The organism is Falsirhodobacter sp. alg1, assembly GCF_000739715.2.
Taxonomy (GTDB): Bacteria; Pseudomonadota; Alphaproteobacteria; order Rhodobacterales; family Rhodobacteraceae; genus Falsirhodobacter.
In genome coordinates this window covers 1-16,333 of the sequence record NZ_BBJC02000004.1, presented here as the reverse complement: position 1 = coordinate 16,333, position 16,333 = coordinate 1, and the positions used below count along the sequence as shown (strand labels likewise).

Annotated in this window: 14 protein-coding genes, 1 tRNA gene and 1 pseudogene; 9 read left to right on the top strand and 7 right to left on the bottom strand. The window is 61.8% G+C overall.

Going from position 1 to position 16,333, the window contains the following annotated elements:
- Positions 1-75 precede the first annotated feature (75 nt).
- Both TR36_RS08395 and TR36_RS08390 read left to right on the top strand, forming a co-directional pair.
- Positions 76-945 carry a glycosyltransferase family 2 protein gene (locus tag TR36_RS08395; protein ID WP_045391903.1) on the top strand — a complete coding sequence of 290 codons (870 nt, stop codon included), beginning with the start codon at positions 76-78 and terminating at the stop codon, positions 943-945.
- A complete protein-coding gene (locus tag TR36_RS08390; protein WP_062763020.1) occupies positions 942-1,481 on the top strand; it encodes a hypothetical protein in 540 nt (179 codons plus the stop codon). The genes TR36_RS08395 and TR36_RS08390 overlap by 4 nt, the downstream gene beginning before the upstream one ends.
- On the opposite strand, the gene TR36_RS08385 is transcribed toward TR36_RS08390, so the two are convergent.
- Positions 1,478-4,921: a chromosome segregation SMC family protein gene (locus TR36_RS08385; RefSeq protein WP_062763018.1), complete on the bottom strand. Its 3,444-nt coding sequence runs from the start codon at positions 4,919-4,921 to the stop codon at positions 1,478-1,480. The two genes, TR36_RS08390 and TR36_RS08385, sit on opposite strands and share 4 nt — an antisense overlap.
- Before the next feature lie 169 nt (positions 4,922-5,090).
- Between TR36_RS08385 and TR36_RS08380 the strand changes: the two genes are divergently transcribed.
- The 3 genes from TR36_RS08380 to TR36_RS08370 are packed head-to-tail and all read left to right on the top strand — an operon-like array spanning position 5,091 to position 7,140.
- The gene (locus tag TR36_RS08380) at positions 5,091-5,450 is read left to right on the top strand and encodes a CidA/LrgA family protein (RefSeq protein ID WP_237763543.1); all 360 of its coding nucleotides are present in this window, start codon (positions 5,091-5,093) and stop codon (positions 5,448-5,450) included.
- Positions 5,450-6,160, top strand: coding sequence for an LrgB family protein (locus TR36_RS08375; RefSeq protein ID WP_202814395.1), 711 nt, complete (start codon positions 5,450-5,452; stop codon positions 6,158-6,160). The genes TR36_RS08380 and TR36_RS08375 overlap by 1 nt, the downstream gene beginning before the upstream one ends.
- Positions 6,157-7,140 carry a P1 family peptidase gene (locus TR36_RS08370; RefSeq protein ID WP_045391912.1) on the top strand — a complete coding sequence of 328 codons (984 nt, stop codon included), beginning with the start codon at positions 6,157-6,159 and terminating at the stop codon, positions 7,138-7,140. Before TR36_RS08375 ends, TR36_RS08370 begins: the two co-directional genes overlap by 4 nt.
- A gap of 1 nt (position 7,141) precedes the next feature.
- Here the strand turns inward: TR36_RS08370 and TR36_RS08365 are convergent, their stop codons facing one another.
- From TR36_RS08365 to TR36_RS08345, 5 genes are all read right to left on the bottom strand, one after another.
- Positions 7,142-7,576 (bottom strand): molybdenum cofactor biosynthesis protein MoaE, encoded by a 435-nt coding sequence (locus TR36_RS08365; protein ID WP_045391914.1) that lies wholly within the window; start codon positions 7,574-7,576, stop codon positions 7,142-7,144.
- 2 nt (positions 7,577-7,578) lie between these two features.
- Positions 7,579-7,827, bottom strand: coding sequence for a molybdopterin converting factor subunit 1 (gene moaD, locus TR36_RS08360; RefSeq protein WP_045391917.1), 249 nt, complete (start codon positions 7,825-7,827; stop codon positions 7,579-7,581).
- Positions 7,824-8,489 carry a CDP-diacylglycerol--glycerol-3-phosphate 3-phosphatidyltransferase gene (gene pgsA / locus TR36_RS08355; RefSeq protein ID WP_045391920.1) on the bottom strand — a complete coding sequence of 222 codons (666 nt, stop codon included), beginning with the start codon at positions 8,487-8,489 and terminating at the stop codon, positions 7,824-7,826. Before pgsA ends, moaD begins: the two co-directional genes overlap by 4 nt.
- Before the next feature lie 74 nt (positions 8,490-8,563).
- Positions 8,564-10,432: an excinuclease ABC subunit UvrC gene (uvrC, locus tag TR36_RS08350; protein WP_045392073.1), complete on the bottom strand. Its 1,869-nt coding sequence runs from the start codon at positions 10,430-10,432 to the stop codon at positions 8,564-8,566.
- A 352-nt stretch (positions 10,433-10,784) separates the two neighbouring features.
- Complete coding sequence (locus TR36_RS08345; protein WP_045391922.1) at positions 10,785-11,576, bottom strand: S49 family peptidase; 792 nt, start codon at positions 11,574-11,576, stop codon at positions 10,785-10,787.
- A 112-nt stretch (positions 11,577-11,688) separates the two neighbouring features.
- Between TR36_RS08345 and leuB the strand changes: the two genes are divergently transcribed.
- From leuB to TR36_RS08325, 4 genes are all read left to right on the top strand, one after another.
- Positions 11,689-12,789, top strand: coding sequence for a 3-isopropylmalate dehydrogenase (leuB, locus tag TR36_RS08340; protein WP_045391924.1), 1,101 nt, complete (start codon positions 11,689-11,691; stop codon positions 12,787-12,789).
- 98 nt (positions 12,790-12,887) lie between these two features.
- Positions 12,888-13,841 carry a DMT family transporter gene (locus TR36_RS08335; protein WP_062763014.1) on the top strand — a complete coding sequence of 318 codons (954 nt, stop codon included), beginning with the start codon at positions 12,888-12,890 and terminating at the stop codon, positions 13,839-13,841.
- Between the two features lie 51 nt (positions 13,842-13,892).
- A tRNA-Pro gene (locus tag TR36_RS08330) sits at positions 13,893-13,969 on the top strand.
- A 415-nt stretch (positions 13,970-14,384) separates the two neighbouring features.
- On the top strand, positions 14,385-14,906 hold the full coding sequence (locus TR36_RS08325; RefSeq protein WP_211783562.1) for a GNAT family N-acetyltransferase: 522 nt from the start codon (positions 14,385-14,387) through the stop codon (positions 14,904-14,906).
- Positions 14,907-15,850: 944 nt separating this feature from the next.
- On the opposite strand, the pseudogene TR36_RS08320 reads toward TR36_RS08325, so the two are convergent.
- A pseudogene (locus tag TR36_RS08320) lies at positions 15,851-16,333 on the bottom strand (integrase core domain-containing protein); the annotation flags it as partial.

The following is a 16,333-nucleotide window of genomic DNA, read 5'->3' as shown; positions in this document are numbered from 1 at the left end:
CCGTCACCGAATAGATATTGGTGCAACCTGAACGGGACTGCTAAGGTTCCTGCGAATTTACGCGGAGAGCATTAAATGGCCGAATGGGGCATCTGTACGACAGCCAAGGCCCCCCTGCCCAAGCTGAAGGCGTTTTTGGTGCATCATCTTTCGCTTGGCGCGGCCCATATATGGCTGCATCTGGACGATCCCGAAGACCCGGCCCTGGCCGCCCTGAGCGGCCTTGACCGGGTGACGGCCATTTCCTGTGATGCGGCATATTGGGGCCGCCATCGCCCTGCCCGCCACCAGAACCGCCAATCGCGGAACATGCAGCGGGTTTATGCCATGACATCCCTGCCGTGGATCGCACATATCGACGTTGATGAATTCATTCTTCCCAGCCGCCCCATTACGGAACAACTGGACGGATGCACCGAAATCCTGCTGCGGATGCGCCCGTGGGAGGCCCTTCACGATAGCGTTTCCCCGCCGGATATCTACACGGCCCGCCACTTTCGCGCGCCGATACGGGATGCGGACGATCGCACATGGGCCTTCGGTGATTTTGCCGAGGCGTTGCCCAACGGATCCTTGAGCCATTCCGTGGGCAAGGCCTTTTTCCGCACCGGGGTCGATGGCATGGAGCCTCGTCTGCATGGCGGATTCGTGCATGGTGAGCGTATAACGGGCATCTCCTTTGCCGATGACATGCCCCTTCTTCACTTCCACGCCGAAGATCCGGCGGAATGGCACAGTCGTCTGGCCTTCCGTCAGGAAAAAGGGGCCTATCTGTCCAACCCCGTGCTTTCCGGCTTTCTGGCCGAAGCAACCGATGACGAGATCGAAGCCTTCTATAAAACCATCCAGAATCCCGACCCCGATATTCGCGCCCGCCTGAAATCGGCAGGCCTGCTGATCGAGGCGGATCTGGCCCTTGCCGACAGGATACGGACCTTTCCATGATAACCACCGATGCGCTGAATGCCGCCCTGCCGCATGTTCTTGCGGCCCCCAAGGACAATACTCCGGTCACCATGCTGTGCTTTCGTCCAGCGACCGGAGAGCGTGATTTCCGGGATCATCTGCGCCTGACGCGCGCCGAGGGCATCCCCGGTGAACGCTGGCTGACGCGACCGTGGATGCGCCTGCCCGACGGGTCCCCCCACCCCGCCATCCAGGTTTCGATCCTGCCCAAACGGGTGCTGGATCTTGTCTGGACGGACCACAGCGTTCCCCATCCGGGGGATCCGATCATCGCCGACCTTGATACATCGCTGGCGAACCTGCCCACCGGCAGTCTGATCCGTGTCGGCACCGCGGTATTGCGCGTCTCAGGCGAATTCAATGATGCCTGTGTCAAATGGAAGGTCCGTTACGGCAAGGATGCCAAGGACTGGATCACCGCCCCCGGCCACCCCGAATTGCGCCTGCGCGGAATCCTCTGCTCGGTAGAGGAGGATGGCGATGTGCACCTCGGAGATCTGATCGTGAAGCTCTAGGCGATCAGCGCCTCGGCCTTTTTCAGATCCACGCTGACCAGCTGACTGACACCCTGCTCTACCATCGTGACTCCGAACAACCGGTCCATGCGCGACATCGTCACCGCATGGTGGGTGATGATCAGGAACCGCGTGTCGGTCCGGCGGGTCATCTCGTCCAGCAGATCACAGAACCGGGTAACGTTGGCATCATCCAGCGGCGCGTCCACCTCGTCCAGAACGCAGATCGGCGCAGGGTTGGCCAGAAATACCGCAAAGATCAGGGCCATGGCCGTCAACGTCTGCTCCCCCCCCGACAGAAGGGACAGGGTGGACAGGCGTTTACCCGGCGGCTGGCACAGTATCTCCAGACCGGCATCCAGCGGATCATCGGATTCGACCATGACCAGCCGCGCCTCGCCCCCCCCGAACAAATGGCTGAACAATGTGGCAAAACTGGCGTTCACCTCTTCATAGGCTGCCAGCAAACGTTCCCGCCCCTCACGGTTCAGGCTGGCGATACCGGCACGCAGGGTCTTTATTGCCTCTTCCAGATCCGCCTTTTCGGCAGCAAGGGTGCCGTGCTCCTCATTGATCGCCTTCGCATCCTCTTCGGCACGCAGATTCACTGCGCCCAGGCTTTCACGTTGATGCTTCAGCCGCGCCACATCTGATTCCAGTGTTGCGGAATCAGGCAGGGTCTTCGGATCATCCAGCGTGGCCAACAATGCGGCAGGGGTCTTGTCCGTATCCTCATGGATGCGGGCGGCGGCGGCATTACGGGCGGTTGCAGCAGCTTCTTCCAATGCCTCGGCACGGGCACGGGCCTCCCGCGCTTCGCCTGCGTGGCGCGCGGCGTCGCGTTCGGCATCCTGCGCGGCACGGGCCACAGCATCCCCCGCAGCCAAGGCAGAGCGTGCCGCCGCAGCCCGCATTTCCGCCTCTTCAATGCTATGGGTCAGATCTTCGCGGGCAATCGCAATTTCCTCGGGCAGAGCCAATGCCTCTTCCAGATCGGCTTCGGCAGCGGCCCGGCGTTCGGCAAGCTCCGCAGCGCGGCGCCCTGCGGTTTCCAGCCTGATGCGCCAGCTTGCCGCTTCGCGTGCCACCACCTCCTGTCGACGGGCGCGGGCCTCCCCCTCCCGCCGCAATTCATCATGCGCAGACCGTCGGGACATCAGGACGATGCGCGCCCCTTCCACGCCGATGCGACCTTCTTCGATCAGGGCCCGCGCCGCCTCAAGATCCGGCAATGCCGCGATTTGCGCCTCGGCCTCGGCCAGACGGCTGCGGGCGGATTGCGCCTCATCGGCATGGCGGGACATGGCCATCTGTGCGGTTTCAAGCCGCCCCGCCATGATGGAACGATCGGCCTCGGCACGGGAGGCTGCGCGGCTGGCCTCGGCAACAGCGCTATCTGCGGCGCGCCGGGCCTCCCGCGCATCCTGATCGGCACGGGCCGCATTCGCCAGTACCTGCTGCGCTGCTTCATGGGCAGCACGGGCAGTGGCGGCGTTCGCCTCGGCGACCTCCAGATCGGCACGCAGACATTCCAGCTTGTTGATCTGCGCCAGCCGCAGGGCTGCGGCGGACGGCGCATCCTCTGCCCCCGCACAGAACCCGTCCCAACGCCACAAATCGCCCTCGATGCTGACAATACGCTGGCCGGGGCGCAAACCTGCCTGTAATGTGGCGCCCCTGTCTCGCGGCACGATCCCGGTGCGACCTAGGCGACGCGCCAGAACCGCAGGTCCATCCACATGCACCGCCAGGGGTGCGGCCCCATCCGGCAGATCCGGCGCCGGATAGTCCGGCAAGGAACGCCACCCCGAAGGGCCATCCCCCTCTTCGGCCCGCAAATCATCAGCAAGCGCCGCGCCCAGCGCAGCCTCATAGCCTGCGGCCACGCGCAAACGGTCCAGTATCTGCTGTCCGTCCGAACGGTCGCGGTTCACCAGCCGGCCCAGCGCTGCAACTTCGGCTCCCAAGGCGCTGGCTTCGGAGTCCGCGGCCGAGCGGACGGCACGGGCGGATGCCTCATGCCTTTGCGCGTCGCCATACGCATCCTCGGCAGCGGCCAGAACCTCTTCTGCGGCCTCGGTCCGCTCACGCGCCTCGGCAAGATTTTCCTCGGACAGGGCATAGGCGGCGGCGGCGGCATCCTGTGCCGCACGGGCGGCATCGGCATCCGCCTGCGCCCGCGCAGCCTCGGTTTCCGCGCGAACCATCGCGTTGCGTGTATCGGCCAGCAGGCGCTGGGCGGATTGATGGCGTGCCGACAGGCGGGCCACATCCTCTGCCTGTTCGGTCTGTTCCTCTTCACGCTCTGCCAGCCCGGAGGCGGCTTCACGTGCGGCATCGGCAGCCTCGGCAAGGGCGGCATCATGCCCGTCATGGGCAATGGCAAGCTCTTCGGCCTCTGCCTCCAGACGCTCCAGACTGTCGCTGGCGTCCCGGTTCAGGGCCCCTTCACGCTCCGCATCATGTACCAGCTGCTCGATCCGCTGACGCAGGCTGTCGATGGCGGTACGTGCCCTGCGTTCGCGATCTTCTAGCGTGGCACGTTCGGCTATCATGCGCTGCAACAGAGCCGAGGCAATGATGTCTTCATCGCGCAGCGGAGGCAGGGCAGCATCGGCAGCCTCGCGCGCATCCGCAGCGGCCACTGCGGCACGATCCCCTTCGGTTGCCGCAGTGATACGGGCACGCAGATCGGCGGCAGCCGCCCCATGGGCGGCTTCGGCCTCGGACCAGCGGCGCCACAACAGGGCCCCTTCGGCGCGTCGCAGCGCTGCACCGATCTCCCGGTACTTCTGGGCTTGCCGCACCTGCCGCGCCAAGGACGCCATCTGTGCTGCCAGCCCATCCACCACATCCGCCACACGGGCCAGATTGGCCTCGGTCGCATTCAGGCGCAATTCGGCATCGTGACGGCGGGCATAGAGACCGGAAATTCCCGCAGCCTCCTCCAGAATGCGGCGGCGGGCCTTCGGCTTTGCGTTGATCAGCTCCGAGATCTGGCCCTGCCGGACAAGGGCCGGACTGTGCGCCCCGGTTGAGGCATCGGCAAACAGCATCTGCACGTCGCGCGCCCGCACATCGCGGGTATTGGCCTTATAGGCAGAGCCTGCATCCCGGGTGATCCGCCGGATGATCTCTATCTGGTCCTGATCGTTGAACCCCGCGGGGGCCAGACGGTCTTCGTTGTCGATGACCAGCGCCACCTCGGCAAAGTTGCGCGCCCCGCGACTGGCGGTGCCGGCAAAGATCACATCCTCCATCCCGCCGCCCCGCATGGCCGTGGGGCGGTTTTCCCCCATCACCCAGCGCAGCGCCTCCAGCAGGTTCGATTTTCCGCAGCCGTTGGGACCGACCACGCCCGTCAGACCCCCCTGGATGACCAGGTCGGTTGGGTCCACAAAGCTCTTGAAGCCATTCAGGCGCAGACGGGTGAACCGCAAGCCACAACTCCGTTGTTTCAGCCATGTTCCGCGCCCATGGGCACGAGTCAATCGGGCGCCCCTCATATGAGGGAACGGCACGTTAGTCACGCCCGATATTGAAAAGGGGGCGTTTGCCGCCTTTTCCTTGGCCCCGCAGGTGACTACGATCCCCCGATTCGGAGTTTATATGATTATCCAGACCATATTTATCCTGCTGGGCTGCCAGACCATGGGTGAGGTTTTGGCCCGCTTGCTACATCTGCCGGTGCCGGGCGCCGTGATGGGCATGGTATTGATGTTCGGATTGCTGGTCGCGTTTCCGGCCCTCGCCCAGATGACCCGCGCGGTGATTGTCGTTATCCTTGCAAACCTGTCGATCATGTTCGTACCTGCCGGTGCGGGCATCATAGGATATCTGGCAGAACTGCGGACAGAGGGGCTGGCTCTGGCCGTGACGCTGATCGCATCCACCGTGGCCGCCTTGGCCGTAGGGGCCTGGGCCTTCGTTCTTACGGCCCGGCTGACCGGCAACCACGGGGTGGAATGATGGCGGCGTCGCTCTGGGCAGCCGTCGGCGGATCGGCACCCTTCTGGATCTGCGTGACACTGGGCTGCTACATGGTCGCCACCACGCTGTCGAATGCGGCGGGCAGGCACCCTCTGGTCAACCCGGTCCTGATTACGGTTCTCATGGTCATGGGTAGCCTTCTGGCCACGGGAACGGATTACCAGACCTATGCCGACGGCACGCATATCATCACCTTCCTGCTCGGGCCGGCAACGGTGGCCCTTGCCCTCCCTATCAGGGACAACCTGCATCATGTGCGGGCCGCTCTGTTGCCCTTGGCTGCCGCCCTGATCGCAGGCTCCTGCACCGCTGCTGTCACTGCGGTGGGTTTTGCATATATGTTCGGACTGGATGGAACGGTTCTGGCCTCATTGGCCCCGAAATCCGCCACCGCCCCGGTGGCCATTGCCGTTTCCCAGACATTGGGTGGCATTCCGACGCTCACCGCCGGTATGGTGATCGTGACAGGCGTGACGGGGGCGATTGTCGTCACACCCCTGATGACGCTGCTGCGCATTACCGACTGGCGCGCGCATGGCTTTGCCACCGGGGTGGCGGCCCACGGGGTCGGAACGGCGCGCGCACTTCAGATCAATCCCATCGCCGGGGCCTTTGCTGGCTTGGGTATGGGGTTGAACGCCATCGCAACGGGGTTTGTGGCCCCATGGGCATTAGGATTGTTCCAATGAAACAAGGACCACGCAACCTTATCACCGATGTTGCAGGGCTGCGCGTCGGGCATGCCCATGACAAGGGCCTCCGGTCCGGCACCACGGTCCTGACGGCGGACGCCCCCTTTGTTGCGGCGGTCAGCGTCATGGGTGGGGCCCCCGGCACGCGGGAAACGGACCTGCTGGCCCCACACAACATGGTTCAGGCGGTGGATGCGCTGGTCCTGTCAGGCGGATCGGCTTTCGGGCTGGGGGCCTGCGGCGGGGTGGCCGACGGACTTCGGGCCATGGGACGGGGCTTTGCCGTAGGGGACGTCCGTGTGCCGATCGTGCCAGGTGCAATCCTGTTCGATCTGCGGAACGGCGGCGACAAAGGCTGGACCACCAACCCCTACCCCGCACTTGGCCGGGCCGCCCTGAAGGCCGCGAAGCCGTCATTTGATCTGGGCAGCGTCGGGGCGGGCTATGGCGCCACCACATCCTACTGGAAAGGCGGGCTCGGCTCTGCCTCGGCGGTGCTTTCCAACAAGATCACCGTGGGCGCATTGGTCGCCGTGAACGCCGTCGGGTCCGTCACTGCCGGAAAAAGCCGCCGGTTCTGGGCCGCCCCATGGGAGATCGATGCCGAATTCGGGGCTGTAGGCCTACCGGCCGTTCTGGTGGCCGAAGACGAGCCACTGCTGACCAAACAGCAGGGAGAGGCGACGACGCTGGCCATCGTAGCCACCGATGCCGCGCTGACACAGGCGCAGGCGAAACGGATCGCCATTGCGGCACAGGACGGGATTGCTCGGGCCATCGTGCCATCCCATACCCCGTTTGACGGAGATCTGGTCTTTGGCGTATCAACCGGCCAACGCCCCGTGACGGATGAGGATCTGTTCCTTCTGGGGCATGCGGCGGCCTCTACCCTGGCCCGCGCCATCGCGCGTGCGGTCTATGAGGCGACACCCCAGCCCGGGGATCTGCAGCATGTCTGGCGCAACGGATTGGCCTGATCTACCAGCGGGCCAGCGCCTTTTCGTCGCTGGCCTTTGCATCTACCCAGGACGTGCCAGCCTCTCCAATTTCCTTTTTCCAGAAGGGCGCGCGGGATTTGAGGTAATCCATCAGGAAATCGGCCGCCTGAAACGCCTCGGCGCGGTGCCGGGCTGCTGTAGCCACCATCATGATCGTCTCTCCCACCTCCAGCAGTCCGTAGCGATGGATGACGAGGGCGCATTCCAGAGACCAGCGGCGTGACGCCTCCTCGGCAATGGCGGTCAGCGCGCGTTCGGTCATGCCGGGGTAATGTTCTATTTCCATTGCCGTCATACCGCCACCGCCGCGGACAATCCCCGTAAAGCTGACGACCGCCCCCGCAGCCAGCCCTTTGGAAAAGCCGTTCAATTCGGCACCGGCATCAAAGGCTGCGGTTTGTACACGGACAGGCATTGTCAGCCCCCGGTCATCGGTGGGAAAAACGCCACTTCGCGGGCATTGCCGAGGGGCGCATCCAGCTCTACCAGATCCTGATCGACTGCGGCACGGATGGTCGAAAGATCGGCAAAGGCAAGGGCATGCCCCCCACTCCGGGACTGCAATTCCTCGATCAAGGCCGCGACGGTGGGCGCCGATGTTTCCAGACGCTCGCGTCCGATGCCGATCCGTTCACGCAGCCATGCGAAATAGAGAATGTCGATCATTTGTCATCCCGCAAATAGGGCAGCGCCTTGATGAAATAATCGATTCCGGTGATCGCCGTCAGGATCGCGGCAATCCAGATCAGCAGCAGGCCGATCAGCGTAGCCGTGGTGGCACAGCCCAAGGAGCCGCAGGGGCGCAGGGGCTGGGCAAGGCCCGCCTCTACCGCTGCCACATAACTTTCGGCCGTCATCCCCTGAAGCGACAGCCCTTCAAGATATTCCAGCCCGGTCCCGAGAAAAAGCACGGCTATGGCCACCATCTGCGCGGTGGTTTTCAGCTTGGCCAGCTTGGTCACCCGCAGCAGACCTGCCCGCGCCCCCAGAAACTCCCGCAGCCCCGAGACGAACACCTCCCTGAACAGGATCACGGTCGTCGGCAGGATCAGCCAGGGGTTCATGCCGGAATAGCCGGTGATGATCACAAGGGCGATGACGACCATGGCCTTGTCGGCAATGGGATCCAGCATCCGCCCGAAATTGCTTTCCTGTTTCCACAGCCGCGCAAGATAGCCATCGAACCAATCGGTGACGGCCGCCCCTACGAAAAGGGTCAGCGCAGCCCAATCCGCCCACGGGCGGTGGAAATACAAGAACATGATCGCCACGCCGGGCGCCGCAATCAACCGCAGAACGGTCAGGATGTTGGGCAGATTCCAATTCATACTCTGGGCGTATCCTAAGGCGGGCCATCATGGAAAGAGGCGTGTCGTGTTAGATAGATAACAAGGACGGCAAGTCAGCTTTGCGTGTGAAAGAAATCGTGCAGTTTTTGGGCCATCTGTGCCGAAATACCCTCGACAGCCTGCAAATCGTTAATCCCGGCCCGCGCCACGGCCTTGGCTGACCCGAAATGCGCCAGAAGGGCGCGCTTGCGGGCGGCGCCGATGCCCGGCACCTCGTCCAGCGGGGTGGTGCTGACCGCCTTGGCACGTTTGGCACGATGCGCGCCAATAGCCCAACGGTGGGCCTCGTCGCGCAGACGCTGCACAAAATACAGAACCGGATCATTGCGGCGCAAGGCAAATGCGGGTTTGCCTACGCGGTGGAATTCCTCTTTCCCGGCATCCCGGTCGATCCCCTTTGCCACACCGATCATGGCAATATCCTCGACACCCAAACCGACCATCACCTCATGCACGGCGCTGACCTGCCCCGCGCCGCCGTCGATCAGCAGCAGGTCCGGCCAGGCCTCGGTCTCACGATCGGGGTCCTCCTTCAGCAGACGCTCGAACCGGCGGGTCAGCACCTCGCGCATCATGCCGAAGTCGTCGCTGTTGGCTCCCGCCTCTCCCTTGATGTTGAACTTGCGGTATTGCCCTTTCAGGAACCCCTCGGCCCCCGCCACGATCATCCCGCCCACGGCATTGGTGCCCTGAATATGCGAGTTGTCGTAAACTTCTATGCGGCGCGGCGGCACATCCAGCGCAAAGGCTTCGGCCAGGCCTTCCAGCAGCCGGATCTGCGTGGCGCTCTCGGACATGCGGCGCGCCAGGCTTTCGCGGGCATTGCGGGCGGCATTCTCCACCAGCGTCGCCTTCTCGCCACGTTGCGGCACGCCCACCGCAACACGGCGCCCTGCCCGCCCTGACAGCATATCGGCCACCAGATCCGGGTTTTCCAACTCGTGAGACAGCAGAACCAGACGGGCCGGCTCCTTGTCGTCATAGAACTGGGTCAGAAAGGCCTCCAGAATTTCGGCCTCTCCGGCCCCAGCCCCCGTCTTGGGATAGAAATCGCGGTTGCCCCAGCTCTGGTTCGCCCGGATGAAAAAGACCTGCACGCAGGCCTGCCCGCCTTCGACATGCAGCGCGATCACATCGGCCTCGGTCACCCCCTGCGGGTTGATGGACTGCCCCTGCTGCACCTGCGTCAACGCCTTGATCCGGTCCCGCAGGGCTGCGGCACGCTCGAATTCCATCGCATCGGAGGCCGCTGCCATTTCGCGTGCAAGATCGGCCTGCACACGTGTGGTGCGCCCCTTCAGAAACTGTTCCGCATCCGCGATCAGGCCGTTGTATTCCTCGGCATCGACCTTTCCCACACAGGGGGCCGAACACCGCTTGATCTGGTACAGCAGGCAGGGGCGCGACCGGCTTTCGAAAACGGAATCGGAACAGGTACGCAGCAGGAACACGCGCTGCAGCTGCGTCAAAGTCCGGTTCACCGCCCCCGCACTGGCAAACGGACCGAAATAGGCACCCTCCTTGCCACGCTTGCCCCGATGCTTGCGGATCATCGGAAACGGATGGTCCTTGGCGATCAGGATGTCGGGAAAGGATTTGTCATCCCGCAACAGCACATTGTACCGCGGCTTCAGTTGCTTGATGAGGTTCTGCTCCAGCAGCAGCGCCTCGGTTTCCGTCCGCGTGGTCAGGAACATCATCGAGGCCGTATCGCGGATCATCCGCGCAATCCGCCCGGAATGCCCGCTCGGGCGCGCATAATTGGAAACGCGCATCCGGAGGTTCCGCGCCTTGCCGACGTAGAGCACCTGACTTTGCGCATCCAGCATCCGGTACACACCGGGCGACCCATCAAGCGTTTTCAGATAGGCCTGAATGACTTCATGGCCCGTAGGTACCGGAGGGGAGGCAGTTTCTGTCATCTTGGCGATTCCCGACGCGGGCTGCAATGATCCCATATGAGGGGCAAGAGCAAAGGCATCCACCGTTTCTGTGGATAACACTGGGCACAACCTTGGACCAAATGCGATTCACCCTTGTTTTATGGGCATCTCGTTGATTTGCCCATTTTTTAGTCACTTATTCAAGTTGTTGATCTTGAACATAAATATAATTTTAACCCCAGAAAACCTTTGTTTTTCAAGCCAAAAGCCCCTGTTACATGACGGTAGGGTGACACGGGGGACAAGTGGTCAGGGTTTCCGGCGCAAAAGTCCGAGGAAACCCAGAACAACCACGACCGCGAGAAAGAGTACGGCGACTTTTATCAACATCCTACAACCCCAGACGCGACCATGAGGCCCGCTCTTCTATTGCGGACAATGCCGCCTCTCCGGCCCGCAGCCCGACGCGCTGCAGCAAACCTCGCTTCGGGGCATGGGGCACAAGCCGCACATCCTTGCCGTAGAGCTCCTTCAGCTTCGGAACCAGATGGCCGACCCCATCCGCCAGCCCCAGATCCACAGCCTGCTGGCCCACCCAGATATCGGCATTGAACAGATCCGCATCCGCCAGACGCGCACCGCGCCGCGATTTCACATGGGCGATGAATGCCTCATGGATCGGGGCCTGAATGGCTTTCAGGCGGGCCACATCTTCGGGCCGTTCCGGCAGGAAGGGATCGGCAAGGCTCTTGGATTTACCGGCCGTATGCACGCGCCGCTCAATCCCGTAGCGGGACATGAAATCAGGAAAGCCGAAGCTGGAAAAGATGACACCGATGGAGCCGATCAAAGAGCTTTGGTCCACCCAGATGTCATCCCCGGCGCAGGCCAGCCAGTATCCGCCCGAAGCGGCGGCATCCTCGACGAATACATGCACACGCAGGGATTTTTCGTCCGCCAGACGTCGGATACGCGCGGCGATCAGGCTGGATTGCGCGGGCGAGCCGCCGGGTGAATTGATGACCACCGCCACGGCCACGGGTTTGCCTTTGGCAAAGGCACGTTCGATCATCGGAGCAAGGCCCGCGTCCGACAGCCCGCGCCCACCGGCCGAGATGGTCCCATGCAGGCGGATGACGGGAACCGTGGGCCGGTTCAACAGGAAGGGGATAAAGCGTTTCATAATTGGGAATGTAGAGTGTGCATTGCCCCGTCACAAGGCCGCAACGCCCCGCGCTTGACCGTTGGGGCCGGGGCCGCTACGCCAACGCTGTACGTAAAATCAGGAGGCGTCCTTGGCCAACCCATCCCTTCTTATCCTCGCCGGTGACGGTATCGGCCCCGAAGTCATGGCCGAGGTCCGCAAGATCATCGACTGGTTCGGCACCAAAGGCACCCCCTTCGATGTGGAAGAAGGGCTGATCGGTGGCTGTTCCTATGACGTGCACGGCGTACCTCTGTCCGATGCCACGCTGGAGCGGGCACAGGCGGTGGACGCCGTTCTGCTGGGTGCCGTTGGCGGGCCGAAGTATGATGGTGTGGAATATGCCCTGCGCCCCGAAGCCGGCTTGCTGCGCATCCGCAAGGAAATGGACCTTTACGCCAATCTGCGCCCCGCGCAGTGCTTCGAGGCCCTCGCAGATTTTTCCAGCCTGAAGCATGAGATCGTTTCGGGTCTTGATATCATGATCGTGCGCGAACTGACCTCGGGCATCTACTTTGGGGAACCGCGCGGCATTCAGACCGATAACGAAGGCGGCCGCGTCGGGATCAACACCCAACGCTACACCACCAACGAGATCCGCCGCGTTGCCCGCTCTGCCTTCGAGATGGCACGCCGGCGCGGCAATCGCGTCTGCTCCATGGAAAAGGCGAACGTCATGGAATCCGGCGTATTGTGGCGTGAAGAGGTCACCTGGATCCATCAGAACGAATACCCCGATGTGGCCCTCAGCCATATGTATGCCGACAACGGGGCAATGCAGCTGGTGCGCAACCCAAAGCAGTTCGATGTGATCGTCACCGACAACCTGTTCGGCGACCTGCTGTCGGATGCCGCCGCGATGCTGACCGGCAGCCTCGGTATGCTGCCATCCGCCAGCTTGGGTGCCCCCATGGAAAATGGCCGACCCAAGGCGCTCTATGAACCCGTTCACGGCTCTGCCCCCGACATTGCCGGTCAGGGCAAGGCCAATCCCATCGCCTGTATCCTGAGCTTTGCGATGGCCCTGCGCTATTCCTTCGATATGGGTGAGGCCGCCACCAAACTGGAACGCGCAGTTGAAACCGTTCTGGCCGACGGCCACCGCACGGCGGACCTGATGGGCGAAGCAGGCGGCACGCCGATCAGCACATCGGAAATGGGCGACGCCATTCTCAAGGCCCTGGCTGCATAATCCAGAAAGCTGCAATCCCCCGACACTCGGGGGGTTGCATTCGAAAACCGTTGCGCCACCATAAGTACGTAATTGCCAGTACCACAAAGCGCACATTCATGTCCGACAAATCAAACCTGCGCGCCGCATTGTCGGCGCTGCTAGCGTTCCTGATCTATTCTACACACGACACGGTCGTGAAATTCCTTGGTGGTTCCTATAATCCTGTCCAGATCGTGTTCTTTTCGGTCTGTCTGGGCATGCCGGTGGTAACCGTCATGCTGATGCGTGACCGGACCGATGGAAACCTGATCCCCCGCCACCCGTGGTGGAGCCTTGCACGCACGGTCGCGGCCGTTGTGTCAGGGCTGTCGGCCTTCTACGCGTTTACCGTGCTGCCACTGGCCCAGACCTATGCGATCCTGTTTGCCACCCCGCTGCTGATTACCCTGCTGGCCATCCCGGTGCTGGGGGAAAAGGTGGGCCTGCACCGCGGCAGCGCCATTCTGGCAGGTCTGATCGGGGTGATGATCGTGATCCAACCGGGCAGTGCCCCTTTGACATGGGGGCATGCGGCGGCGCTTCTATCGGCAATTTCCGGCTCTCTCGCATCGATCATCGTCCGCAAGGTTGGCCGTGACGAACGCAGCGTGGTGCTGATCCTTTACCCCATGATGGCCAACTTTGTGACAATGGCCTGCATCCTGCCCTTCGTGTACAAGCCCATGCCCGTGGAACACTTGGGCCTGCTGGGCTTGATGTCTGTTCTGGCCTTTTGCGGAATGCTTCTGACAATCGTGGCCTACCGCGCGGGTGAGGCCGTCCTCGTGGCCCCGATGCAATACAGCCAGATCATCTGGGCTGCACTGTTCGGCTTCCTGATCTTTGGCGAGTCCTTGAAGCTGAACACCATTTTGGGGGCTGCCGTCATCATCATGTCGGGTCTGTATATCGTCATGCGGGAAGATCGCACCGACGGCACCATGCCCGTCACCCGATCCCGCTGGCGCCCAGAGGGGATCATGCCACGGGTCGGCCCTGTGATGCGGTGGCAAAAACAGCAGAAACGATAAAGCTCGTCTCTTGCAAAGCTGTATCGAAAGGTTTAATCCCCGCCACACGGTCGGAGCGTAGCGCAGCCTGGTAGCGCACCTGCTTCGGGAGCAGGGGGTCGGAGGTTCGAATCCTCTCGCTCCGACCAGTATCCCGGTGAACAGCACCAGATAGTTCTGCCTTTCTCGTCAGAGGATTTGCCTCTGATCGGGCGATCTACGCCGAAGCGGTCATTCCCTGCGGCTGACGCGAGCGTCGGCAGTGCGGACTTTCCTGCCGCTCGTTACAGAAGCTTCACTTGTCCAAATACGGCTCCCCGGGTAAGCGATGGTCATGATGGGTCGCGATAAAACATCTCTTTTTGGCCATGATGACGGCCTCGGTATGAACGGCGCCGGGTAAATCAGTCGCCGCCCGGCGTCGCGAGGTCTGGACTGCGACGACCACCATCATGAGTACCCGCCCTGTTCCACCATCTAGCCTCGCAGCGTGCTTTTGCATGTGTGTGGATTAGGTCCGGGAAAGACCACGCCTAAGGCGTTGGCCATGCAATGATCATGACCATGAACAATACTCGCACTCTTCTTCGATCCTACGACGAGGCCGAAATTGATGACCTGTGCCAACTGGAGCGTGCAGCGCATCGGCGCTACCTTTCACTGAAAGGCTACGAAAAATTTGCGGCAGCTCCAGCGATTAACCCCGAACGTTTCAGAACCGGGACTACAATGGTGGCCGAGCACGCCGGACGCCGAGCAGGCTATATCATCGTGCAGCCGCTTGATGACATGCTCTACATTGCAAGCCTTATGGTCGATGACGGGATGTCAGGCAAAGGCATCGGGCAGCGGTTGCTTGGATGGGCAGAGGACTACGCTTATGCCGCTGGCGTTTCGGGGACATGTTTAGCTACCTTCCGTATCCCGAGGTGGAACGCCCCTTGGTATAGGAAGCTCGGTTATGCAGAGATGCATGAAAGTCGGATTGGGCCGAGCCTACAGGCCATCCTTGATCGCCATGCAACGTTCCTAGACATGACAACTCGGATCGCCATGTGGAAGCCAACACACGCTCCCCTCGAGTGACGGCTTAGGGCTCTCTCCGGGCCTTCGCCGCGCGCTGCGTGAACGGCAGCTTCGGGCGCTGACGAACGCCACGCGGGCCGTGAGAGGCAAACCTTTCTGACGAGAGAGGCAATCTCGTTGCGGAGCCGAGCCTCCGCATTTCTGTTCTCAAACGATTTTCCCCCGTCCGAGAGGCAGGACTTTGTGACTCCTGCCACCCGGTGTTCATTGACACATAGTTCTGCCTCTTCTGTCAGGCAGTCTGCCTCTTAGGCTTGCCACCTTGACGAAAGCGGACGGTCAGCGATCGACGCAGCATCGACGCGAAGAGTCCAATGTAACCGATACTGCATGGTCCATGGATGTCCGCTGTTGCGAGATGCCCGAAAACCTTCAACAACTGCTTATGTTTTGAACGGGGTTATTGGCTGCCGAAAATCGACCGTTTGTCAGCTATGCCACAAGGGAGGGTTTGTTGAGCGCTCAAGAGTGGCCAATAGAATGACTACTCTTTAGTACAGTGATCGAGTGATAGATAGGGGTGGTTGTGGAAGATAATGATGTTGACCGCTTGGCGGTTCTTGGTGAAATGGCTGAAAACTTACCTGCCCCAGTTAGTACAGGCCTCTTGAAAGCAATAGGTGGTTTGCTCGGTGGGCTGACGTTGCTTCCTACAGCGTGGTTAAGAAGACCAGCACAGGCCATAGACGACACAACTGCAGGAAGATCTGCTGTGGCTGCTATTTTAGCTAAGGGTGTTGCTGAGAACGCGCTCCAAGACCCAGTGGTCATGCAAGCTGCTGCCGAGATTTACATGCCAAACATAATTCGCAAAGCGAGAAATAAGGTACAGGTTGCGCAGCTCGCGATAGAGCATATGTCTGAAAACGATACCGATGGTGCTGATGCTGTCGCACCGGATGATGACTGGATGAATACTGACCTGCCCCCCACTGGTCCCTCATTCATAACGAGAGTCTGCAGTTTGGATTTCGGTATTCGGCTTGGTCATCTTTCGCAAGCGCGCCGGGCGCGAAGCCCTCAAATTGCTCAAGCGTCCGGCGCGCTTGCTGCGGCGTCTGGTTGGCCAGGGACGAGTGTGGCCTGATCGTGTTGTAGTCGTAGCGCCAGAGCGCCAGCTTTCGCCGTGCGTCGTCCAAGCTGTCGAAGATTTCTTCGTTGAGTAGCTCGTCCCGCAGGCTGCCGTTGAAGCTTTCGACGAAGGCATTCTGCTGGGGCTTGCCTGGGTCGATGTAGTGCCACGGCACCTCGTTCTCGTCGGCCCATTTGAGGATGGCCCGACTGGTGAACTCGGTGCCATTGTCACTGACGATGCAACCCGGCTTGCCGTAAATCCGGATCAGGGAGCTGAGTTCCCGGGCGACACGCCGCCCCTGACAGGCTGGTGTCCGCGACGAGGCACAGGCATTCCCGGGTGCAGTCATCAA